This window comes from Paenibacillus sp. FSL L8-0494 (genome assembly GCF_038003695.1).
In the GTDB taxonomy this organism is placed as follows: domain Bacteria; phylum Bacillota; class Bacilli; order Paenibacillales; family Paenibacillaceae; genus Paenibacillus_AQ; species Paenibacillus_AQ odorifer.
This window is the reverse complement of sequence record NZ_JBBOPQ010000001.1, coordinates 2,907,675-2,926,545: the sequence shown is the minus strand read 5'-3', so window position 1 is coordinate 2,926,545 and position 18,871 is coordinate 2,907,675. Positions and strand designations below refer to the sequence as shown.

The following is an 18,871-nucleotide window of genomic DNA, read 5'->3' as shown; positions in this document are numbered from 1 at the left end:
TCAATAACCATTTTTTGATAACATTCTCCCCCTTTCTTTCCGTACGGTCGATTACGGCAGTATTTTTGGTATTCGGATTCGGATGGTTGAACCAAAGCCGGGGGATGAACACACTAGTATGCCGTATGGACTGCCGAACCGAATATTCAAGCGTTCATGCACATTTTTAAGCCCCACGCCGCTATCACTGTATTTCTTCTGAGCACTTCCCTCGTTATCCCAAAGACTCATCATCTTGGCAAGGTCAAAGCCGGGGCCGTTATCTTTTACGATAATGATCATATCCATGCCCATTTCATAGGCCTTAATCTCAATGACCCCTGGGTCCTCCATCTGCTCAATCGCATGATACAGCGCATTCTCAACAATCGGCTGAACGATCAGCTTTTGCGTCATGAACGTCCTAAGACCATCCGAAAGATCTATGATATACGAGAATTTATCTTCAAAACGAAACTTCTGGATATCCAAATAATGACGGACATGCTCGAACTCCATATGCAGCGGAATCAGCTCCTGATTCTGACTGATGCTGATTCGCAGCAGCTTGCCGAGTGAGATGACCATTTTGCTAATATCTTTATTGCCTTGCAACACTGCCATCGAATTAATCGATTCAAGTGAATTATAAATAAAATGAGGGTTAATCTGCGCCATTAGCGCTTGCATTTCTGCTTCCTTCTTACGTCCCTGCTCAGTCTCCACCTGCACAAGCAGCTCATTGATCTGCGTGCTCATCCGATTAAAGCCATCAATCAGCAAATCACTTTCATCATCAGCACGATAGGGTGTAGTGATCGGTGTAAATATCCCCTGCTTCACCCGCTTCATCCCGTTAACCGCACTATTAATACTATGAACGAGCCTCCGTACGAAATAGCGGTCGAACAAAATGGCGGACAACAGCGAAACAGTACTTAAAATAATCGCAATATTTCGGATGGATACAGATTCTGACGAGATTAGATTCATAGGTGTAATGGCTACTAAATACCAGGCTGCATTATGAGAAGGTAGGAAGGTTATAAGTGATTTTTCCCCCTGATAGTTGTCGATGTAATAGTCATGTTCTTTAGCATAATCATTTTGTAAAAAGGGGAAATCTGTGCGTTGTCCAATATGTTCACCGGATTTATTAAAAACAATATTCCCTAGCTTGTTGACCAGCAAAATATCCCCCTTCTTGAGGGTTGCTGCTTCCCAGAAAATCTGATCCAATAAATCAGGTTTTACATTAACAACCAGATATCCGATATCTTCGAGAGAATATGAATCTTTGATTACTCTTGCTTGTACAAGTACCGGATTGCCGGAGATCTCCGAGCCATTTTCTCCCGGTCCTGACCACACGGGCCGCCCTTCGGCGCCTTCCATCGCGTCAAACCAGCTTTGTCTTTTCAAGTCCTCAAAGGACATCGATGCATTGTATTGATAAATTAAACGATCTTTACTATAAAAACTAAATGAAGTAATCATCGGATGATCAATAAGATAACTGCTAAGCTCCTGCTTTCGATCATAAGTGATTACAAAGTTCTTCTGCTTCAGTGATTGCTGAACAACCGGCTGCGTAATTTTTGAATTCGTGATCGAGGTGATTTCACTAAGCGCGAATTTAAGCTTTCGATCCGTTTCAAGCAGTGAAATCCAGTAGAAGTTGCTTGATTTTTTCTCCATTGCATTAGAAAAATTAACGTAAGTGACGATCCCCATCAGAATAACCGGAATAAAGACGAGAAGAATAATAGCGAACAAGATTTTACGGCGGAGTTTCATGATATTCCCCTTCCCCCTGCTGTCTCTGTCCTCTAGTATTCTTCACAAAACCGCCTATTCCCTGTAAAGATCAAAAAGTAAGATCAGCTCTTAATAGCTCCAGAAGTAAGTCCAGCAATCACCCAGCGGCTAAATAACAGGAATACAATCAGCAGTGGCAAGGTTGCCGTAAATGTTGCTGACATGATCATTCCGTAGTCTAGACCATCGCGATTGGAGAACAGCTGCTGGAGCGCAATTTGAATTGTGAAATGCTCTTGATTCTTCAGTACCACTAAAGGCCAGAAGAAGTCATTCCAAACGGTCATAAAATTCAGTATACCTAGTGTTGCCATAGCTGGAGTAATGACCGGGATAGCGATGTTCCAGAAGATCCGGAAATGTCCGCCGCCATCGATCCGACCTGCTTCAATCAATTCCGTATGTACAGCTGTAGTGATATACTGCCGCATCCAGAAGATCCCGAAGGCATTAACCATCGCTGGGACAATAAGTGCCTTGAAAGAGTCAATCCAGTGGAGCTTGGCCATAATTACGTAAGTAGGTAATACACCAAGCTGCTGAGGCACAAATAATGTAGCAATTACAAAGTAGAACAGAAAATTTTTAAACGGAAATTCATATTTGGCAAAGGCATAACCTGCCAGTGTACAGAAAAACACGACCGATATTGTAACCATAGATGAGACAAATAAAGAGTTGCCCAAGGCTTGAAAGAAGTCTGTTTTGTCCAGTACCCGCTGGAAATTCTCAAAAAACTGGTCTCCAACCGTAAGTAAAGGTGGCACATGGAATACTGCGCCTCTGTCATTAGTGCCAACTACAAACATCCAGTAAAAAGGAAAGATGGACACGAGCGCACCAACAATCAGCAATAGATAAAATCCTAACTTGCCGATGATCCCTAGATCATCCGGATCTTTTTTAAATACACGCAGCGTACTCACGCTTTACCCCCTCCCGTATCTCCACCCATGCGATTTGAGACCAGCATATTGAGGACAGAGAAAATAATCGTGACCAGGAACAGCAAGACTGCCGTAGCTGCTGCCGTACCAAAAAATCCGTTACGGAATGCTTCGCTATACAAATAAGTAACCATAGTGATTCCTTCCTGACGTGTAGATCCAGTTCCCGCTTGGCCCAAAAATACATAAGGCTCAGTGAACAGCTGCAAGGCACCTATAGTAGAAAGCAAGGTAACAAATACAATGAATGGCTTCAATAGCGGTAACGTTATAAAGGTTAGCTGTTGTCTTCTGTTCGCACCATCAATACGAGCCGCTTCATAAAGATCCGTAGGGATGCTTTGCAATCCTGATAGAAAAATAATGGCATTATACCCCGTCCAGCGCCACATTACCATCGTAGAAATCGCGATTTTAACGCCCCACCAACCAGAGTTGAAGGCCATACTATCTAATCCCAAGCCGTTTAGAATCCAGTTGATCATTCCGTTGTTGCCAAACAGTGTACTGAACACGAGCGTAACCGCAACGATAGACGTAATATTAGGCATAAAAAATAAAACCCGGAAAGTCTTCTTAAAGCGAGTCATCGCTGAATTCAGCAAAACAGCAATCAATAGAGCTAGTAATATCTGTGGAACAGTACCCATAAGCCCCATAATTAAGGTGTTGCTAAAAGAAATCCAGAAAGTCGGATCACTTGTGACCAGATCATAGTTTTTCCACCCTACAAATTTCATAGGATTCAGGGCATCCCATTTAAAGAACGAGAGATAGATCGTGAAAAAGATCGGATATAGTCCAAATATCGAGAACAGAATAAAAAAGGGCGAAATAAATGTGTACGCAGTGATGCGGCTCCTTCTTTGTTCAGTTAAAAAGCGGCGCTTGCTCTCGGCATGCGGACTTGAAATAACAGGTTGTGCCATGTCACACCTCCAGGTAATCTAACGTGTAAATCCGAATTCACAGAGAATGTTTCACTCTATGAATCCGGACCTTCTAGAAATTAAATTTCATAAGCTTGAAATCTTAGCTGCGTTCAGCCAATGTTTTCGCTTGTTTTACTGCTTCGTTCCATTCTTTGGTCGGATCTGCTTTTTTCTCCAACACATTTTTCAAGGCGTTTTTGAAGAAAGTATCGGTTTGGTCATGAAGCGGACCGTAGTATACAGGTTTTACCCGGTTTGCTGCTTTACCGAATTCTACAGCGGTTTGTTGTCCACCGAAGAAATCATCTTTGAAATCTACGAATGCAGGATCTTCATACAGTGCAGGAATGGAAGGCATAAGTCCTTTAGTTTTGAACGATTCCAGTTGGTTTTCCTTGTTATCCATCCATGCGATAAAGTCATAAGCTTCTTTCGAGTGTTTGCCTTCTTTTGGCAGCGTCAGGAACGAACCACCCCAGTTACCAGCACCTTCAGGGAGCTGAGCAATTTTCCATTTCCCAGAGGAGTCTGGAGCATTACTCTTAACATTTCCTGCCATCCAAGCTGGTCCCATAACTACTGCAAATGAACCGTCGTTCATGCCTTGACCCCATTCAGGAGACCAGAGCATAACATTGCTGATCCAGCCTTCTTGAATACCTTTAACCGTGAAATCATAAGCTTTTTTGACTTGCGGATTGGTATCTCCAATAAAGCTGCCATCAGCTTTGCTGAAATAGATTTCATCAGCAGATTGGTCACGCAAAGCATTAAAGGTAAGATCCGTAAGGTCTACAAATGGTTTGCCTGTTTTTTCTTTGAAAGCTTTGGCAACAGCTGCGAACTTATCCCAAGTATCAATAGCAGCGCCGAATCCTTCGGAATCACTTGGCAGTCCAGCCTCTTCAGCCAAATCTGTGCGGTAATATACGACCGTTGGGCCGATATCTGTTGGAAGACCCAGCTGGAAGCTGCCATCTACGGAAGATGCTTGTTTCCATTTCCAATCCAGATAGTTGGCTTGAATATCTTTGGCACCCAGATCATTCAGGTTATAGAACTTGTCCTGAGCGTTGATGAAACGTTCCATGAAACCGATTTCAAGTTGGAAAATATCAGGTGCACCCGATCCTGCCGACAAAGCAGTGGTCAAATTATTATGGTGAGCGGTTTGGTCACCGGTATTTTGCACTTTGATCGTAATGTTTGGATGTTCCTTAGTGTACTCCTTCGCTAAATCCTCGTAGTTCACGTTGCCCAGCGTCCAGAAAGAAAGTTCGATTTTCTCAGCCGGTTCTGTTCCCTCATCTTTAGTGGGTTCACTAGTGCTTGCTGCGTTGTTACCTGTATTTTTGTTCGATGTGTTGTTGTTCTCGGCGTTGTTGCCTCCGCATGCTGCCAGTGAACCTACGAGCATGATAGCGACTAACGATAGCGCCAAGTGTTTTACTTTATTCATTCCCCTGTACCCCTTTCAAAGGTTTCTCTTACAAGAATTAGTGTACAGGGTTTAAATTCTTTTTTTGAGGAGGTAAACTTCCGATTTATGGTGGAAATAATTACGAAACGCAGAAAAGCTCAAACAAATATTTCGTACAGGCCTATACCTGCTAAGGAGGGAGTATAGAATTTTGTCCAATTATGTTCCTCACAGGATACATGTACTTCATCTTAAATTGGATTTCTTGTGCTTCCGCAGGTATACTATTTTTATTTCTTACTTCATTACATGATCAAAGGAGTTATTCCCCATGCCAATTAATCGCCCGCTGCTAACCGACAGCGATTTCCAAGAAGCCGTTGACCGCAAATTACCTGTTCGTGTATTTCAGGACGATCATTTAGTAAATTCAGGAGCTACCGTTGTCCGCTTCACTGATTTCGATGTTGTTATTCAATCTAGAGTTAGTGATCTGACTTACTACTCTCGCAAGAGCTGCGAATTTTTTGAGGTCAGACCCTAAAGAAAGCCGGAATGCAATGATCTCTAAGATCATCGCGTTCCGGCTTTCTTTAACAAACATAGGTTATAGCTTTCATACTTAATTTTTGTTGTAGGTGCTGTACACTTTCATTTTCTCATTCAGAACTTCCTGGAAACTCATTCTCTTCTTGTCTGCTTTCCCTTGCTTGGGATTGACCACGGGTTGAGGTCTAAAAAACTGATGATTGTAAGCCATAAGATTATGTACGATCACATTCATTGGATTTCAACCTCCTTCCGTGATGTTCCTGAATTTTGCATTTCTGCTTAATTACTTACGGCTTATTTACCCAGCTTCGCCAAAATTTAAACAGTTTTATCAGATTCATATTAAAAAATGAAAAAGTGCACTCTTTACAATATGCTAAATACATCTTTGTAAATCACGTATGTCTTTCCACGAAATAAGTTTAATCTCCTCATTGATAATCAATTGCTTAATTTCAATATCATTTAGAAGACGATATTCCAATTCTCTTTCTGTATAACATTTCGTCATTGCTATTAATTGATCTGTTATTTTAGATGGATGTATAGTTAACTGTGTTATTCCAGGTTTTAAATTCTTTAACAATTCAGTTAATCTCATTTTCATTTTGCTATATTCCGCAGCAGGGTAAAAACAGTAAGGAAGAGAAATTATATCATCGATTAAGAAAATCCCCCTTTCTTTTGCTGAAGAAATTCTTTTTTGAAACAATCTCAACTGATCATTATTAAAAAAGGGTTGTTCTAATATCCTAATAGGTAAATTAAAGGGTAAGCGGTACTTTTCACACAAATCAAATATTATTTCTAAAAAATCTCGCCCAGTGTATAACCCCATAATACTCCCCCCATGACTATCCAGATGAGTTGGATCAATGTCTTGTACGATTGCACTTTGGATTTGCGATTCTAACTCTATTCTAATCTCGTCATCAGCAGCGTTTCTTTCCAGAAGAGTGGCATCTTGATGAAAATACCCTTCATCCGTAATTAAGCTACTCAAGATTTTTTCTTTGAATACTGGTTGATACGGATATTTCTCGCCGCTCGTTAGCGTTAGATGAATTCCAATATTCTTTATTCCTTTCCAATTAATTATCTTCATAGCGTCACTTGATTCTGTGCAAGGCATCATAATAGATGTAGATGTTATAGCTTTTCCTTCAAATAAGTTAACAATAGCTTCATTAGTTCCTTTAGTTATTCCGAAATCGTCGGCATTAATTATTAACAGACGGTCGTCAGCCGCAAAGCCTAATTTTCGAATCATAAACCTTCCCCCTATTACTGAATGATTTAACAAAAAGAAAATAAAAAATAAGGACGTAGACACCGTGAAGTGTTTGCGTCCTTATTGTGAATAGTGTGTTAAACCAATTATTCGCACCTTAGAGCAGTGGAAACCTTGAATCTAGCGTTGTGACGGGAACCTTGCTTTCCCCTTCGTTTCATTACTATGATCAATCCGACCGCGCATCAGTTCAAGCAAATATTCGGGATCTGAGTTCGTATGCAGCATTTGGAGTGCAGTTTTTGGTGCAAAACCTTCAGCCACACTATGTGAAATCAAGGCTTGCAATGGATTAAAATAACCTCGAACATTCAGCAGCCCTATAGGCTTCTGATGAATACCAATCTGCATCCAGCACAGAATTTCAAACAGCTCATCAAAGGTTCCAAGACCTCCCGGCAAAGCAATAAAAGCATCCGCCATACCGCTCATTACCGCCTTACGTTCATGCATACTGGAGACCTCAATCAAATTCGTCAATCCGGAGTGTCTGATTTCATCTTGAAAAAGATCCACTGGCATAATTCCTACAGCTTCGCCGCCATTCGCAAGTACCCCGTCCGCAACCTGTCCCATAAGGCCATTCCGCGAACCTCCATAGACCAACCTACAGCCTTGTGCCGCTATATGATAACCTAATTCCCTAGCCATTTCCGTATATTCAGAGTTAAGACCTGGATTCGATCCGGCAAACACGCATATTGTAAAAGCCATTCCTATCACTCCAGACTGGTTATTATGGTGCAATTGAGATTAATTCACTTATTGTACCTCAGAATATTAATATAGGTGTTAAATGAAAGTCATCTTTTTGTCTGTAATGTTAATTGGTACAGCGTACTATTCCACTCCGCAGAAAGACCTAGAGCTTTAGCCAAAGCTGCTGCTGGAACTAGCGAAGTATAGCTTACTTTTATGGATTCTGCTGACGGTAATGAAATTTTCTTCCCAGCTTTCGTCAACGTCAGTTCCCCCTCCAAAGAGAGGGTATATCCCAGACTTTCTGCTACATCCCTAATCGGTACTTTTACACTACCATCCTTAAAAATAGCGGACTGTACGGAGTCAATTTTTTGACCATCTACAATTACAGTAACAGGCTTTAAAATAGGAGATATAACAAAAGGACGTGAATCAACAGCACTAATTCCGAGTTGACCAAACATATTCGTTCCCCAAGCCACAGCTGTACCATCCTTCAGGACTGCATACTTACTATTCTCACCCTTGGCAAAAGAAACAGGATCACTTAGTCCTTTTATTAACTTAGGCTGCGTAAAAACCAAACGGTTGTCGGTTGTAGGTTGGGTACTCCAAGTCCACACGGTGCCATCTTTTTTAACAGCTACAAAGTTGCCTAAATCCAGCGTAAGTTTCGAGATCGATTTTACGGCTGTAATCTTTTGCAGACCTTGTAGTGAGGTACCAGCTTTCCATACCCAGTATTCTCCTTTTTTATTGGCAACAAGGTTGAAGCCGTTTTTCGTCTGGACAGATACAATATCCGTAAGACCTGGCATCTTGCTCATCGTGACTTCGTTATAATTATTGCTGTCAATTGTTCCCCAGACGCTCCCGCTCTCGGTTAAAGCCAGTATACTGCGATCGCTCATGGAAACAGACTTCACATGGTATAAATCCTTAACTGGGGTCGGTTTCTTCATCACGTTCGTGTTCTCTGTTTGCGGGATAGCACTCCAAATCCACAGGGTACCGTTAGTTCGAATGGCGGCATGATAAATACTGCTTCCGATCCACTTCACTTCGCTTAAACCCTGTACCTTAGTGGCAGCAGGCAGCTCTGTATAGCCCACATCTGAAGCTTCTGGAGGATTCCACTGGAGAAGGCTTCCATCGTTTCTCAAAGCTAATGCACTATGCAATCCTGACGTTATACTAACCACATCTGTCATTCCAGAGATCCCTTGAGGAAGCAGAACCTTGTGTTGTTTAGCACTTGCCCCATTGCCAGCTTCTGCAACACTCTTATCCCGATAATCTCCCCAAGCCTTAACCGTGCCGTCTTCGTTCAGCGCTACATAGTACGCTTCGCCGATCGCCAGCTGTTTCGTATGTTCAAGCCCAGCTATTTTATGGGGAGTAATCGTCCAACCCTCAGGCCCGGCGGCACCATTAGCAAATTGACCAAAAACATTACTCCCCCATGACCAAACAGTTCCATCAGTTCTCACTGCGAAGGAGCTTCCACCCCAGAAACCTGGCGAAGCAACAATCTCCTTAATCCCACTCAACTTCGCAGGTGATGGAGCTGCACTTATAACTTGAGGGACAGACAATGCAGTCACCAGAGTTGAACAAACCAACAAACTAAGCAGCCTTAGCTTCCTTGCAAATAAGTGCATCTTGATTTTCCCTTCTTATGATATTATTGTAATTATTATTTCTATTACACTAAGACGCTATAAAGCTGACAAAAGTTGTACTTTATCTTAAATCCCGGGATTCAGATTGGTTTGAATTATGATATAATTACGCTGCCTTAGATCTGCTCTTATTCAACCGCAATACCGGAACCAAATGATCATGGAGGGAAATCATGCTTAAATTTATAGGTATTATGATGCTTTTCAGATTAGTGGGCAACCCTTTTCTGGCTTTATTCATCCTGCTTGTTATCTTGTATTTCTTAGATCGGCGATACGTGGGGATCTTCCCTAGTATTACAAAGCCCTTCAAACGAGTGCGGCAAATCTCCAAGCTGCGCACAACGGTATCTTTGAATCCAAATGATGTTTCTGCTAAATTTGATTTAGCCCGGAATCTGTCAGAACGTAAAAAGTATAAGGAAGCCAAAGATATTCTGCTACAGATCGAAGACCGTTACGAACAGTCTGCCGAATATTGGGTAGAGCTGGGTCATGTGAATCTTAAGCTGGGCGCTTTTGAAGAAGGCGAAGATCAGATGCTTCGTGGTCTAGAAATCAACCGAAAGGCCCAATATGGTCAGCCATATCTTCGGTTAGCGGAAACCTTTCGCCATACAGATCACGATAAAGCGTTGCATTACGTTACTCAATTTCAAGAGATTCAGTCTTCCTCTAGTGAAGCCTATTATTTAGCCGGCTCCATGTACAAAGCATTGGGCAGAACCGAGGATGCTAAACGTGCTTTCGACGAATCCACCGCCATCTACCGTTCGCTACCCAAATATAAAAAACGGCAAGAACGCGGCTGGGCGTTACGTAGCTTTTTTGCCAAGATGAAATAACCTTTGCACTTATATTTCAACCAAAAAACCTCTAGCCGCCTATTTATTTAGGCGAACACTAGAGGTTTTTTTGCTGTGTAGAGTGATTACATGTTTACATCTTGTTTAGTGGGTTCTCCACTTTGTTTGACCGCAAATGGCCACCAGTTCCCACGGCCGAAGATCCGTACCATAACAGGGACAAAAAATGGCAAGAAGATTAGCGCATACAAGGCCAACCCTACGAGCACCACTGTTGCAATCTGCATCATCGACAATACGCCTGAAGGATACATCGATGCGAAGGTGCCGCCCAAAATAACTACCGCTGAAAGAATGACTGTTCCCATATTGCGCATGGCATGCAGGATCGCTTCTCGAACATCCCATGTTTTATATTCGTTAAAGCGGGCCATTAAGAAAATACTATAATCTACACCAAGCGCAATCAGCATAACAAAGCTGAAGAATGGCGTTGTCCAGGTAATCCCTTCAAAGTGCAGAAGGTGAACGAATATAGCCTCTGTAACACCCAATGCCGAAAAATAAGTAATCAAAAGAGAAATAATAAGGTAAATCGGCATTACGATTGAACGAAGCAGCAACACCAAGATGATGAAGATCCCACCCAGCATTAAGATTACTGTACGTGTGTAGTCTTCGTTGGAAATATTACGCAAATCGTTCTGACTGCTTGTAACCCCGCTGATTGCAGACTCCGCATTTTCCAGTTTCGTTCCTTTCACTGCACGATCTACTGCTGCTTGAATATCATCAACACTGTCGATAGCTTCTGAACTATATGGATTCTCAGTGAATACCACATCCAGCGTCATCACCTTACGGTCATCAGACAAGTAGGTATCGAATACCTGCTCTATGCCTTCAGCTTCAAGAGCCTCAGCCGGTACAAAGAATCCACTCAGCTCATCATCCTTAGCCGCTTGAATCTGATTCAAATAATCTTGTGCGGAACCCAGCCCACTGGTAATTTGTTTCAAGCCGTTTGCACTGTCGCTTAACCCAGTAGTTAAGGCTCCTATCTGCCCTGTTAATTGACCAAAACCATCTGCAAGCTGCTGCTGTCCGCCTTGTAATTGATTTAGGCCACTAGTAATGGATGGAATTTTATCTACGATCTGTCCTTGGCCTGTTGCGGCCTGCTCCAGCCCAGATTGCAGCTGACCGATTCCCGCAACGAGCTTAGCTAAACCTTGTGCGAGTGCGCTTTGCCCTGCCGAAGCTTTGGCATAACCAGCATTCGCCTCGTTTAAGCCTGCTGCTGCTCCTTTAAGCTGCTCTGAGATCTGCCCGAGACCCGCCGCCAGCTGCGCTGCCCCAGTACCACTCTGCGTTACGGTGCCTTTAATCGTCAGGTAATTAACATCCTGCAGAATTTCCGGATAACTGCTCTCAAGACCCGTAAAAGAACCATCCAGTCCCTTCAATGCTTCTGCCACACCTTGCAGCTGCTGCGGAAGCTGCCCAAGCCCTTGATCCAACGCAGTTAAACCGCTGCCGATTTTTTTATAGCCCTCCAGCAGCTTCGTATTGGCATCCGCAAGCTGCTTAGCACTAGCAGCTGCCTGTTGAAGTCCTGCTTTGATCTCTCCTGCACCTGCTGAGCCGGTTTTTATTCCGTTCTCAATACGTGCCAGCCCATCACCTAACGCGACGATACCATCTTTCAGCTCTGCTGTGCCTTCCGTCAGCTTAGCGCTGCCTTGAGCAGCCTCCGTAAGCTTAGGTGCATTTTCACTCAGCTGTTTACTTGCTTCAGACAATCCCGTTTGAATCTTGGTCAGTCCCTCACTGGTCTGATCCAGACCGTCAGATAAAGTCCCCACCTGATTCGGGATTAAGAAATCACTGATCAGCTCTCCCGTTGGACGAGACATGCTGCGCACCGATTTTACGCTGTCCACTTTTTCCAGCTCGCGGCTGATTTTTTCTGCAAGTCCAAGATATTCTGAAGTATCCATCCGGTCATCATTTTTGATTACGATCTTACCAGGCATGGATTCACCCGGCCCGAAACTATCCGAAATGATGTTAAATCCTTTTACCGAGGCATATTCTGAGCCAATTTCCTCCAAGCTGTTGAAGGACAGCTTTCCGCTATAGGTAACAAGGAACGGAGCTACGATTACTGCAACAATTAGCAGCGCGGCCCATGGTCTTTTTAAGGAAAAAGAACCTGCTGCTCCCCAAATACGGCTCTCACTGTGCTCCAGCTTGCCGCGTGAAGGCCAGAAGAGCTTTTTGCCAAGTACCGCCATAAAGAATGGAACAATGGTTACAAGCGCCAGCAGCATAACCGCAATCCCCACGGCAACGGCTACCGCCGAGCGATACAGAATGAATTTGGATAATCCAATCGCTACAAAACCTACGAATACCGCAAGTCCGGAATAGAACACCGTCCCACCAGCCTTACGATAGGTTGCAATAATAGCACTTTTGGTATCTTCTGCTGTCATCATTTCTTCTTTAAAACGACTGATCAACAGGATACAATAATCCGTACCAATCCCGAACATGACCGCAACCATAAAGATTTGAGTAAACGTAGATAATGGAAAATCATAACGGTCTACTAAAAAAGCCACAACAGACTGAGAAACAATATAGCTGAGTCCTACGGTCAGTAGCGGAACAAACGGTGCCACGAACGAACGGAACACCACGAACAGGATAAGTAAAATAAATACTACCGTAATATATTCCGATTTCTTAAGCCCGGCTTCCGAGCTAGCAATCATATCCTCAGTAATCAGACCCTCACTGGTTAAATAATGATCCGCCTTAACATCTGAGAGTAATTCATCCACTTTATCAGGAAGTGCGGTGACAGACTCTCCTCCGCCCTTTATAGACAACGCCACCATTATCGTCTTGCCATCCTTGGCAATCAACGTATCCTTAAGTTCACTTTGTGAAAAAGGATCGGTGATGGAATCGATCTGCAGCGTCTCCTTATTCGCAGCCAACTTCTCAACGCCCTGCTGGATACTGGCTGTTTCATCGGCTCCGATTCCCTCTGGATTATTGAATACAAGAGCTACCTGATGCAGTGTCTCTCCGCCCTTGTCATTCGCCGCTTCCTTTAAGATCTCTGCCGCTCTAGATGAGGAATAGCCATCAGGTACAGTAACCTGCCCCTTCTCACGTACAAGATCAGAGAACGAAGGGGCCGTCATGACCAAAACTACGGCCACAGCGAGCCAGATTGCGATAACCGCCCATCTTGCTTTTAGAATCGTCTTCATGGATTCTTCCCTCCATCATCATTCTGAATTAAATTCGCCAGCTTCTCGAACATCATGACGAACATTTCAATATCCTTCTCTTCAAAATGAAACAAATACGGGGAAATCACTTCATGTACCTGCGTCTCCGCTGCTTCAAAAACTTTTTTTCCGTGCTCAGACATCGACAAATACACCTGGCGGCGATCATTCTCGTCACGAGTTCGCTCGATAATACCCGCATGCACCAATCTGTTGATGATTGCTGTAATGGAGCTTTTACCCACGCAAAAAGATTCAGCAAGATATGTAGACGTACATTGTTCCTGAGCATTAATCAACCGAAGAATTTGATACTGATCATTTGTTGTCTCCGCAGCAATACTATCTTTAATTCTTGCTGCTACTTGTCTGGTCACAATCAAATAAGCATCCATGTAGCGATTGATCCAATGTTGCACTTCGTTATCCAAAGCTTCCTACCTCCAAAATATAGTTCAACTGTCGAACAGTTTCATTGTCAAACTATAATACCTGCCTTTATAAAAGTCAATTGGCTTTTTTCGGGCATTTAAAGGCGAAATGCACAAAAAAACAGGCCGAGATTTCTCTCGACCTGCCATTTTATGACCTCCAAAGACTTTTTAGTCCTCTTCCTCGGTCTCTTCAACTTCGTATACACATCTTAACATTTCAATTCCGGCTGCATTCTCTCCTAAGCTGTACACCATAAAACCTAGACTGCGATAAAAATCTGCGGCGATTTCATCCTCAGTCTCAGCTACCAGATAACGCGGCTGACGAGAAGCGAGCAGCTCCAGAATCATCCCCCGTGCATAACCTTTCCCTCTATTCTCTGGCAAGACGGCAATATGCCGAATGTCCAAAGAACCGTCTTCGGTTTCTTCGAAGCCTACAAGACCAAGCAGGAGTTCTTCTTCTTCCCAGCCATATAACTGCAGCCCGGCTTGTTCGTTGTACTCAGACGAAGTCTGCTCCAAAGCGTTGGGGTCATCAATGACCGCATACGTCAACAGCTCGTTCACCTCAGGCGAACCAATAAGGGATTTAAGATCTACCAACATTGTTCACATTCCTCCTTCTCTGTTGCTTCTGTACCCGATTCGAAACATACCGTAACCTGTCCATATCCCTAACATGTTTAACAATAAATCATCAATATCAAAGCTTCCCACATGCAGCAGCATTTGCAGAGACTCCAAAAGCAGGATGCAAGTAACAGCATATAAAGAGATTCTTATCCAAGAAATTGGCCGTGTCTTTGCAAGTGGAATTAGTATACCAAATGGAATAAACACAACAACATTTCCAAGCAGATTCACAAACCGGCTGATCCGCGATAACCCGTTATTCATGTCGAAATAAAGTGACACCGTACGTAATGGGATCAAATTGTACTGAAGCGGGCCACCTGTATGAATCTCACGCCCAAAACCGATGAACATCCAATAGATAACAGTAGCACTATACAGAGTCAGCCCTATCCGTGTCAATGCTCTCAGCTTCCGTAAACTGCTAGATTCTCTAGATCTACGAACGATCAATTGCCCGGTTTAACTTCTATAATTTCAATGCTTCCATCTTTTTTACCCACAATAGCCATAGCTGCAATTTCGATAAATAGGCCGTGTTCTACAACTCCCGGAATACTTTGGATGGCCAGTGCCAGCTTCGGTGCGGACTCAATCGCTTCGAACCGGCAGTCTGCGATGTAATTGCCGTTATCTGTCTTGTACAGCTCTTCTCCACTACGACGCAATTCAGGATTGCAACCCAGCTTCGCAAGTTCAGCCACAGTCCATTCCCATGCAAAAGGAACAATTTCTACAGGCAGCGGGAATTTGCCGAGTGTATTTACCACTTTACTCTCATCGGCGATAACGATCATACGAGTACTGTTACTCGCAACAATCTTCTCCCGAAGCAGTGCGCCACCGCCGCCTTTAATAAGCTGCAGATTGCTGTCCAGCTCGTCCGCTCCGTCAATGGTCAGGTCCAGACTATCAATATCCCCAAAAGCTACGATTGGAATCCCAAGTTCACGCGCCTGTTCTTCGGAAGCACGGGAGGTTGCTACAGCGGTAATCTTTAGACCTTCACTGACGCGCTCACCAAGCTTGTTGATCGCCCAATAGGCAGTAGATCCAGTGCCAAGGCCGATCTTCATGCCATCTTTTACAAATTCCACTGCTTTTTCCGCGGCTAATTGTTTAACATTGATACTCATTTTATTACCCCCATGTTATCCGTTATAATGATCTATGATGATGTTGAAATCACCTATTGTTCAGGAGGATTCCGGATGAGAACCGAAAACCAAATTCAATCTAAAATCAACGAATTGACACTGCAGCGCAGATCTCTGGAATCAAGATTAGCTTCATTAACAGAAGACAGTCCACAGCAAGATAACCTACAAACTCAGCTCACTAGAGTAGAAGATATGATCATGATGCTGGAATGGGTGCTTAATGCACCCGTAGGGAGATATCATGCCTAAGTGCTGACTGGCATCCATTAATAATCAATCACTGGGCCGGTAGCCGTGTTTAACATACCGGCTGTTTGATTCTTTTTTATATCCAAATTTGTATTATGCTTTGCGCAGAGCAAAAAATCAATATCTTTCACCCTACTCTATGTATATTGTAAATTCACTGCATCCTCTAGATTGAGAACCATCTCTTTTTCTGTGTGATTAGCCGTCCTGTGTAAGTAGGCTTTATGCTCAGAATACGCATTCAAAGGCATTGGCCTACTAATCTTGTCAAGCATATTACGCTCGACATCGGCCAGTAAGTAATCACCTTTACCCGCAGCAACTCTGCACAGAATAATCATAGCTACAGGCTTGTTCACAACAACCGCTCCATTCGACCGCGCAAATACAGTGTATTGAAATAACGGAATGGCCTCAGGTTCTTCAACACCAGCTGCACTAGATTGGTCAAAGATAGAATACATAAGGGAAGGATCACTTGATGCAGTACCGAGTTTCTTCTGATTAGACACCAACTTGCTGTTCTGGTAGGCAAGGAATCCCGCTGCTGCCAGCACAAGCACAAGTAAAATAAGCAATATCGCATACATCATCCCATCCCCACCCCCCACTCCAAAATAACAATTCCGGTTATATATTATCATGGAGGGAGGCCTAAGCCAATCTTATATTATCTGAAATTCAGCGCATACAGGTAATACTGGTTCTATAAAGTTATTTTGAAATATTCAAAATAACAGTTGAAACTTTGATTTGCATGTCTCATAATGTAAATATGAATGTTGCTTGTCAATCCATATGGAAATCAAGGGAGGAAATTTAAAATGAAGTTTTTCTTGGATACCGGAAACATTGAAGAAATCAAACGTATTACTCGCCTGGGACTAGTGGATGGCGTAACGACTAACCCTTCGCTGATCGCTAAAGAAGGAAGATTGTTCAAGGATGTTATCAAAGAAATCGTTGCAATCGTTCCAGGACCTGTAAGCGCAGAAGTAATCGGACTTACAGCAGAAGAAATGCTCAAAGAAGCATACGAAATTGCTGAATGGGCTCCAAACGTTGTAATTAAACTCCCTATGACTGAAGATGGCTTGGAAGCTTGTTATGAGCTTACTAAAAAAGGCATCAAAACTAACGTTACACTAGTATTCTCCGCGGCTCAAGGTTTGATGGCTGCTAAAGCAGGCGCAACTTATATCTCTCCTTTCGTAGGTCGTCTGGATGATATCGGTGTTGATGGAATGAAGCTGATCAAGGATCTGAAGACTATCCTGACTAACTACAACTTGAAATCCGAGATCATTGCAGCAAGTATCCGCAACATTGCACATGTTGAGCAAGCAGCTATTGCTGGTGCTCACATCGCTACAATCCCAGGCTCACTTCTGCCAACCCTCTGGAAGCACCCGCTGACAGATAACGGTATTGAACGTTTCTTGAAGGATTGGGAATCCGTTCCACAAGCCTAAGAATATCTTTTATTCTTTTATCAAGAGGGCTATCCCACAAGCTGCGGCAACGCAGCTTAGGGATAGCCCTTTTTTCCATCCAGAGACATTGCAGAGGTTTGGCGAACACGTTTCGGCCAGATCGGAGGAATTATCTTCTCTGTATCTTTAACGCCTGGTTCTCCCTTTTCCCCCTTACTCGGAGTTACCGCAAATAAGGTCAGCAATCCACCAATTGCCCCTACTGTAGCCATCAACGCGAACAATACCCAATGCCCACTGCTTAACAGCAGCGATACCACCGGCGGTCCCAACGCTACCCCTATAAACCTCATACTACTATAAAGAGCGGTTATCGTGCCGCTGTTCTCCTTCTCAATCCCCTCCGTGATTAAAGCGTCCATACAAGGAAGTACAATCCCGATTCCAACACAGCCTAAACCCATAAATCCTACTAAAAAATAAATGCCTTTGTTGAATCCCGCACAAATCATGGCCGCAGTCAGTAACACCATTCCTCCAAAGCCCAGCCATTTCATTAGCGTTTTATTCTGACCAATGATCTTTCCTGTGCCATAGGAGGACAGACATAAGAGGGCAAGCGGTATCGCCAGCACAAACCCCTTCGTCGCCCCGTGCATTTTATATTTAGTTTCCAGCATTTCTGATAAATAGAATTGGACACCAAAGGTCACAAACATACAAATGCCGCCTATGGCAAAAATAGCATACAGCCAACGCCCTTTTTTACGTAAAACACTCACAATTCCAGATAAAAACGCTCGGATTTCCTGTTTCTCAGGTTCATCCTTCGCTTCGGGCTTTCGGACGAGAAATAAAACTAAAAAAAATGAAATTAGACATAGAATGGGAATTGCAATAAAAGGAGCAAACCAGAGCCATATCCCAAGATAGGCACCAAGAATTGGACTGAGAACTTTACCAAACGTATTGGAGGTCTCAATGATTCCCAGACTTTTGCTCACATCCTCTTCTTCCTTGAACAAATCGCCTACAAAGGGTATTACAATTGGAAAAGCACCCGCTGCACCAATTCCTTGCAACAGACGCCCCGCTAAGATCACCCAATAAGCGCTAACCCCCTTCATAAACCAAGCAGCTACCACGCAGACGGCACCACCAATTGCGGCAATGATTAAACTAGGAAGAATAACCTTCTTTCGCCCAAAACGGTCTGACAGATAACCTGCAATAGGGATCATTACAATTGCCATCAATCCATACACGGTAATCAGCATACTGACTTGAAAAGCACTAATGCCTAGTTCTTTGGAGATCTGCGGCAGAATAGGCAGCAGCATGGAGTTACCGAGGGTCATTATTAGTGGGATTGATGCTAAGGCAAGCAGATCCCATTTTCTTTCCTTCATGAACTGACCACCTTTGTCATTGTGTACAACATTCTTTATTGTGGTTTGTTCGCTCTTCTTTATTCATGAAAACAAAAAAACCGTCCCTCCGCTGCTGCGAAAAGGACGATCTT

General features: G+C 43.3%; 19 protein-coding genes. 4 read left to right on the top strand and 15 right to left on the bottom strand.

Features of this window, described 5'->3' with window-relative positions; all coding sequences use genetic code 11:
* Positions 1-51 precede the first annotated feature (51 nt).
* The 4 genes from NYE35_RS13095 to NYE35_RS13080 form a co-directional block, all read right to left on the bottom strand.
* Positions 52-1,776 carry a cache domain-containing sensor histidine kinase gene (locus NYE35_RS13095; RefSeq protein WP_341121169.1) on the bottom strand — a complete coding sequence of 575 codons (1,725 nt, stop codon included), beginning with the start codon at positions 1,774-1,776 and terminating at the stop codon, positions 52-54.
* An 83-nt stretch (positions 1,777-1,859) separates the two neighbouring features.
* Complete coding sequence (locus NYE35_RS13090) at positions 1,860-2,723, bottom strand: carbohydrate ABC transporter permease (protein WP_038570403.1); 864 nt, start codon at positions 2,721-2,723, stop codon at positions 1,860-1,862.
* Positions 2,720-3,673: a carbohydrate ABC transporter permease gene (locus NYE35_RS13085; RefSeq protein ID WP_036686279.1), complete on the bottom strand. Its 954-nt coding sequence runs from the start codon at positions 3,671-3,673 to the stop codon at positions 2,720-2,722. The genes NYE35_RS13090 and NYE35_RS13085 overlap by 4 nt, the downstream gene beginning before the upstream one ends.
* A gap of 103 nt (positions 3,674-3,776) precedes the next feature.
* Positions 3,777-5,135 carry an ABC transporter substrate-binding protein gene (locus NYE35_RS13080; protein WP_036686277.1) on the bottom strand — a complete coding sequence of 453 codons (1,359 nt, stop codon included), beginning with the start codon at positions 5,133-5,135 and terminating at the stop codon, positions 3,777-3,779.
* 292 nt (positions 5,136-5,427) lie between these two features.
* Here NYE35_RS13080 and NYE35_RS13075 point away from each other — a divergent pair, with 292 nt between their 5' ends.
* The gene (locus NYE35_RS13075; protein ID WP_036686275.1) at positions 5,428-5,640 is read left to right on the top strand and encodes a hypothetical protein; all 213 of its coding nucleotides are present in this window, start codon (positions 5,428-5,430) and stop codon (positions 5,638-5,640) included.
* Positions 5,641-5,718: 78 nt separating this feature from the next.
* Here the strand turns inward: NYE35_RS13075 and NYE35_RS13070 are convergent, their stop codons facing one another.
* From NYE35_RS13070 to NYE35_RS13055, 4 genes are all read right to left on the bottom strand, one after another.
* Positions 5,719-5,880, bottom strand: coding sequence for a hypothetical protein (locus tag NYE35_RS13070; RefSeq protein WP_169744764.1), 162 nt, complete (start codon positions 5,878-5,880; stop codon positions 5,719-5,721).
* Between the two features lie 144 nt (positions 5,881-6,024).
* Complete coding sequence (locus NYE35_RS13065; protein WP_076297714.1) at positions 6,025-6,918, bottom strand: polysaccharide deacetylase family protein; 894 nt, start codon at positions 6,916-6,918, stop codon at positions 6,025-6,027.
* Between the two features lie 141 nt (positions 6,919-7,059).
* Positions 7,060-7,653, bottom strand: coding sequence for an LOG family protein (locus NYE35_RS13060; RefSeq protein ID WP_036686273.1), 594 nt, complete (start codon positions 7,651-7,653; stop codon positions 7,060-7,062).
* 89 nt (positions 7,654-7,742) lie between these two features.
* Complete coding sequence (locus tag NYE35_RS13055) at positions 7,743-9,302, bottom strand: hypothetical protein (RefSeq protein WP_076101678.1); 1,560 nt, start codon at positions 9,300-9,302, stop codon at positions 7,743-7,745.
* Positions 9,303-9,496: 194 nt separating this feature from the next.
* Here NYE35_RS13055 and NYE35_RS13050 point away from each other — a divergent pair, with 194 nt between their 5' ends.
* Positions 9,497-10,168, top strand: coding sequence for a tetratricopeptide repeat protein (locus NYE35_RS13050; RefSeq protein ID WP_038570388.1), 672 nt, complete (start codon positions 9,497-9,499; stop codon positions 10,166-10,168).
* 86 nt (positions 10,169-10,254) lie between these two features.
* On the opposite strand, the gene NYE35_RS13045 is transcribed toward NYE35_RS13050, so the two are convergent.
* The 5 genes from NYE35_RS13045 to rpiA form a co-directional block, all read right to left on the bottom strand.
* Complete coding sequence (locus NYE35_RS13045) at positions 10,255-13,416, bottom strand: MMPL family transporter (protein ID WP_341121166.1); 3,162 nt, start codon at positions 13,414-13,416, stop codon at positions 10,255-10,257.
* Positions 13,413-13,868, bottom strand: coding sequence for a MarR family winged helix-turn-helix transcriptional regulator (locus NYE35_RS13040; RefSeq protein WP_341121164.1), 456 nt, complete (start codon positions 13,866-13,868; stop codon positions 13,413-13,415). Before NYE35_RS13040 ends, NYE35_RS13045 begins: the two co-directional genes overlap by 4 nt.
* 171 nt (positions 13,869-14,039) lie before the next feature.
* Complete coding sequence (locus NYE35_RS13035) at positions 14,040-14,480, bottom strand: GNAT family N-acetyltransferase (RefSeq protein WP_076273872.1); 441 nt, start codon at positions 14,478-14,480, stop codon at positions 14,040-14,042.
* Between the two features lie 3 nt (positions 14,481-14,483).
* A complete protein-coding gene (locus tag NYE35_RS13030) occupies positions 14,484-14,909 on the bottom strand; it encodes a VanZ family protein (protein ID WP_081386763.1) in 426 nt (141 codons plus the stop codon).
* 47 nt (positions 14,910-14,956) lie between these two features.
* Positions 14,957-15,637: a ribose-5-phosphate isomerase RpiA gene (gene rpiA, locus NYE35_RS13025; protein WP_143761392.1), complete on the bottom strand. Its 681-nt coding sequence runs from the start codon at positions 15,635-15,637 to the stop codon at positions 14,957-14,959.
* A gap of 81 nt (positions 15,638-15,718) precedes the next feature.
* Here rpiA and NYE35_RS13020 point away from each other — a divergent pair, with 81 nt between their 5' ends.
* Entirely contained in the window at positions 15,719-15,916 is a 198-nt protein-coding gene (locus NYE35_RS13020; protein ID WP_036686261.1) for a hypothetical protein, read from the top strand.
* A gap of 137 nt (positions 15,917-16,053) precedes the next feature.
* Here NYE35_RS13020 and NYE35_RS13015 read toward each other — a convergent pair whose 3' ends face one another.
* Positions 16,054-16,509, bottom strand: a complete 456-nt coding sequence (locus NYE35_RS13015; RefSeq protein WP_076101672.1) for a hypothetical protein — start codon at positions 16,507-16,509, stop codon at positions 16,054-16,056.
* A 231-nt stretch (positions 16,510-16,740) separates the two neighbouring features.
* Between NYE35_RS13015 and fsa the strand changes: the two genes are divergently transcribed.
* Positions 16,741-17,388, top strand: coding sequence for a fructose-6-phosphate aldolase (fsa, locus tag NYE35_RS13010; protein ID WP_036686257.1), 648 nt, complete (start codon positions 16,741-16,743; stop codon positions 17,386-17,388).
* A gap of 56 nt (positions 17,389-17,444) precedes the next feature.
* Here the strand turns inward: fsa and NYE35_RS13005 are convergent, their stop codons facing one another.
* Complete coding sequence (locus NYE35_RS13005; protein WP_081382640.1) at positions 17,445-18,758, bottom strand: MFS transporter; 1,314 nt, start codon at positions 18,756-18,758, stop codon at positions 17,445-17,447.
* Between the last annotated feature and the right edge of the window lie 113 nt (positions 18,759-18,871).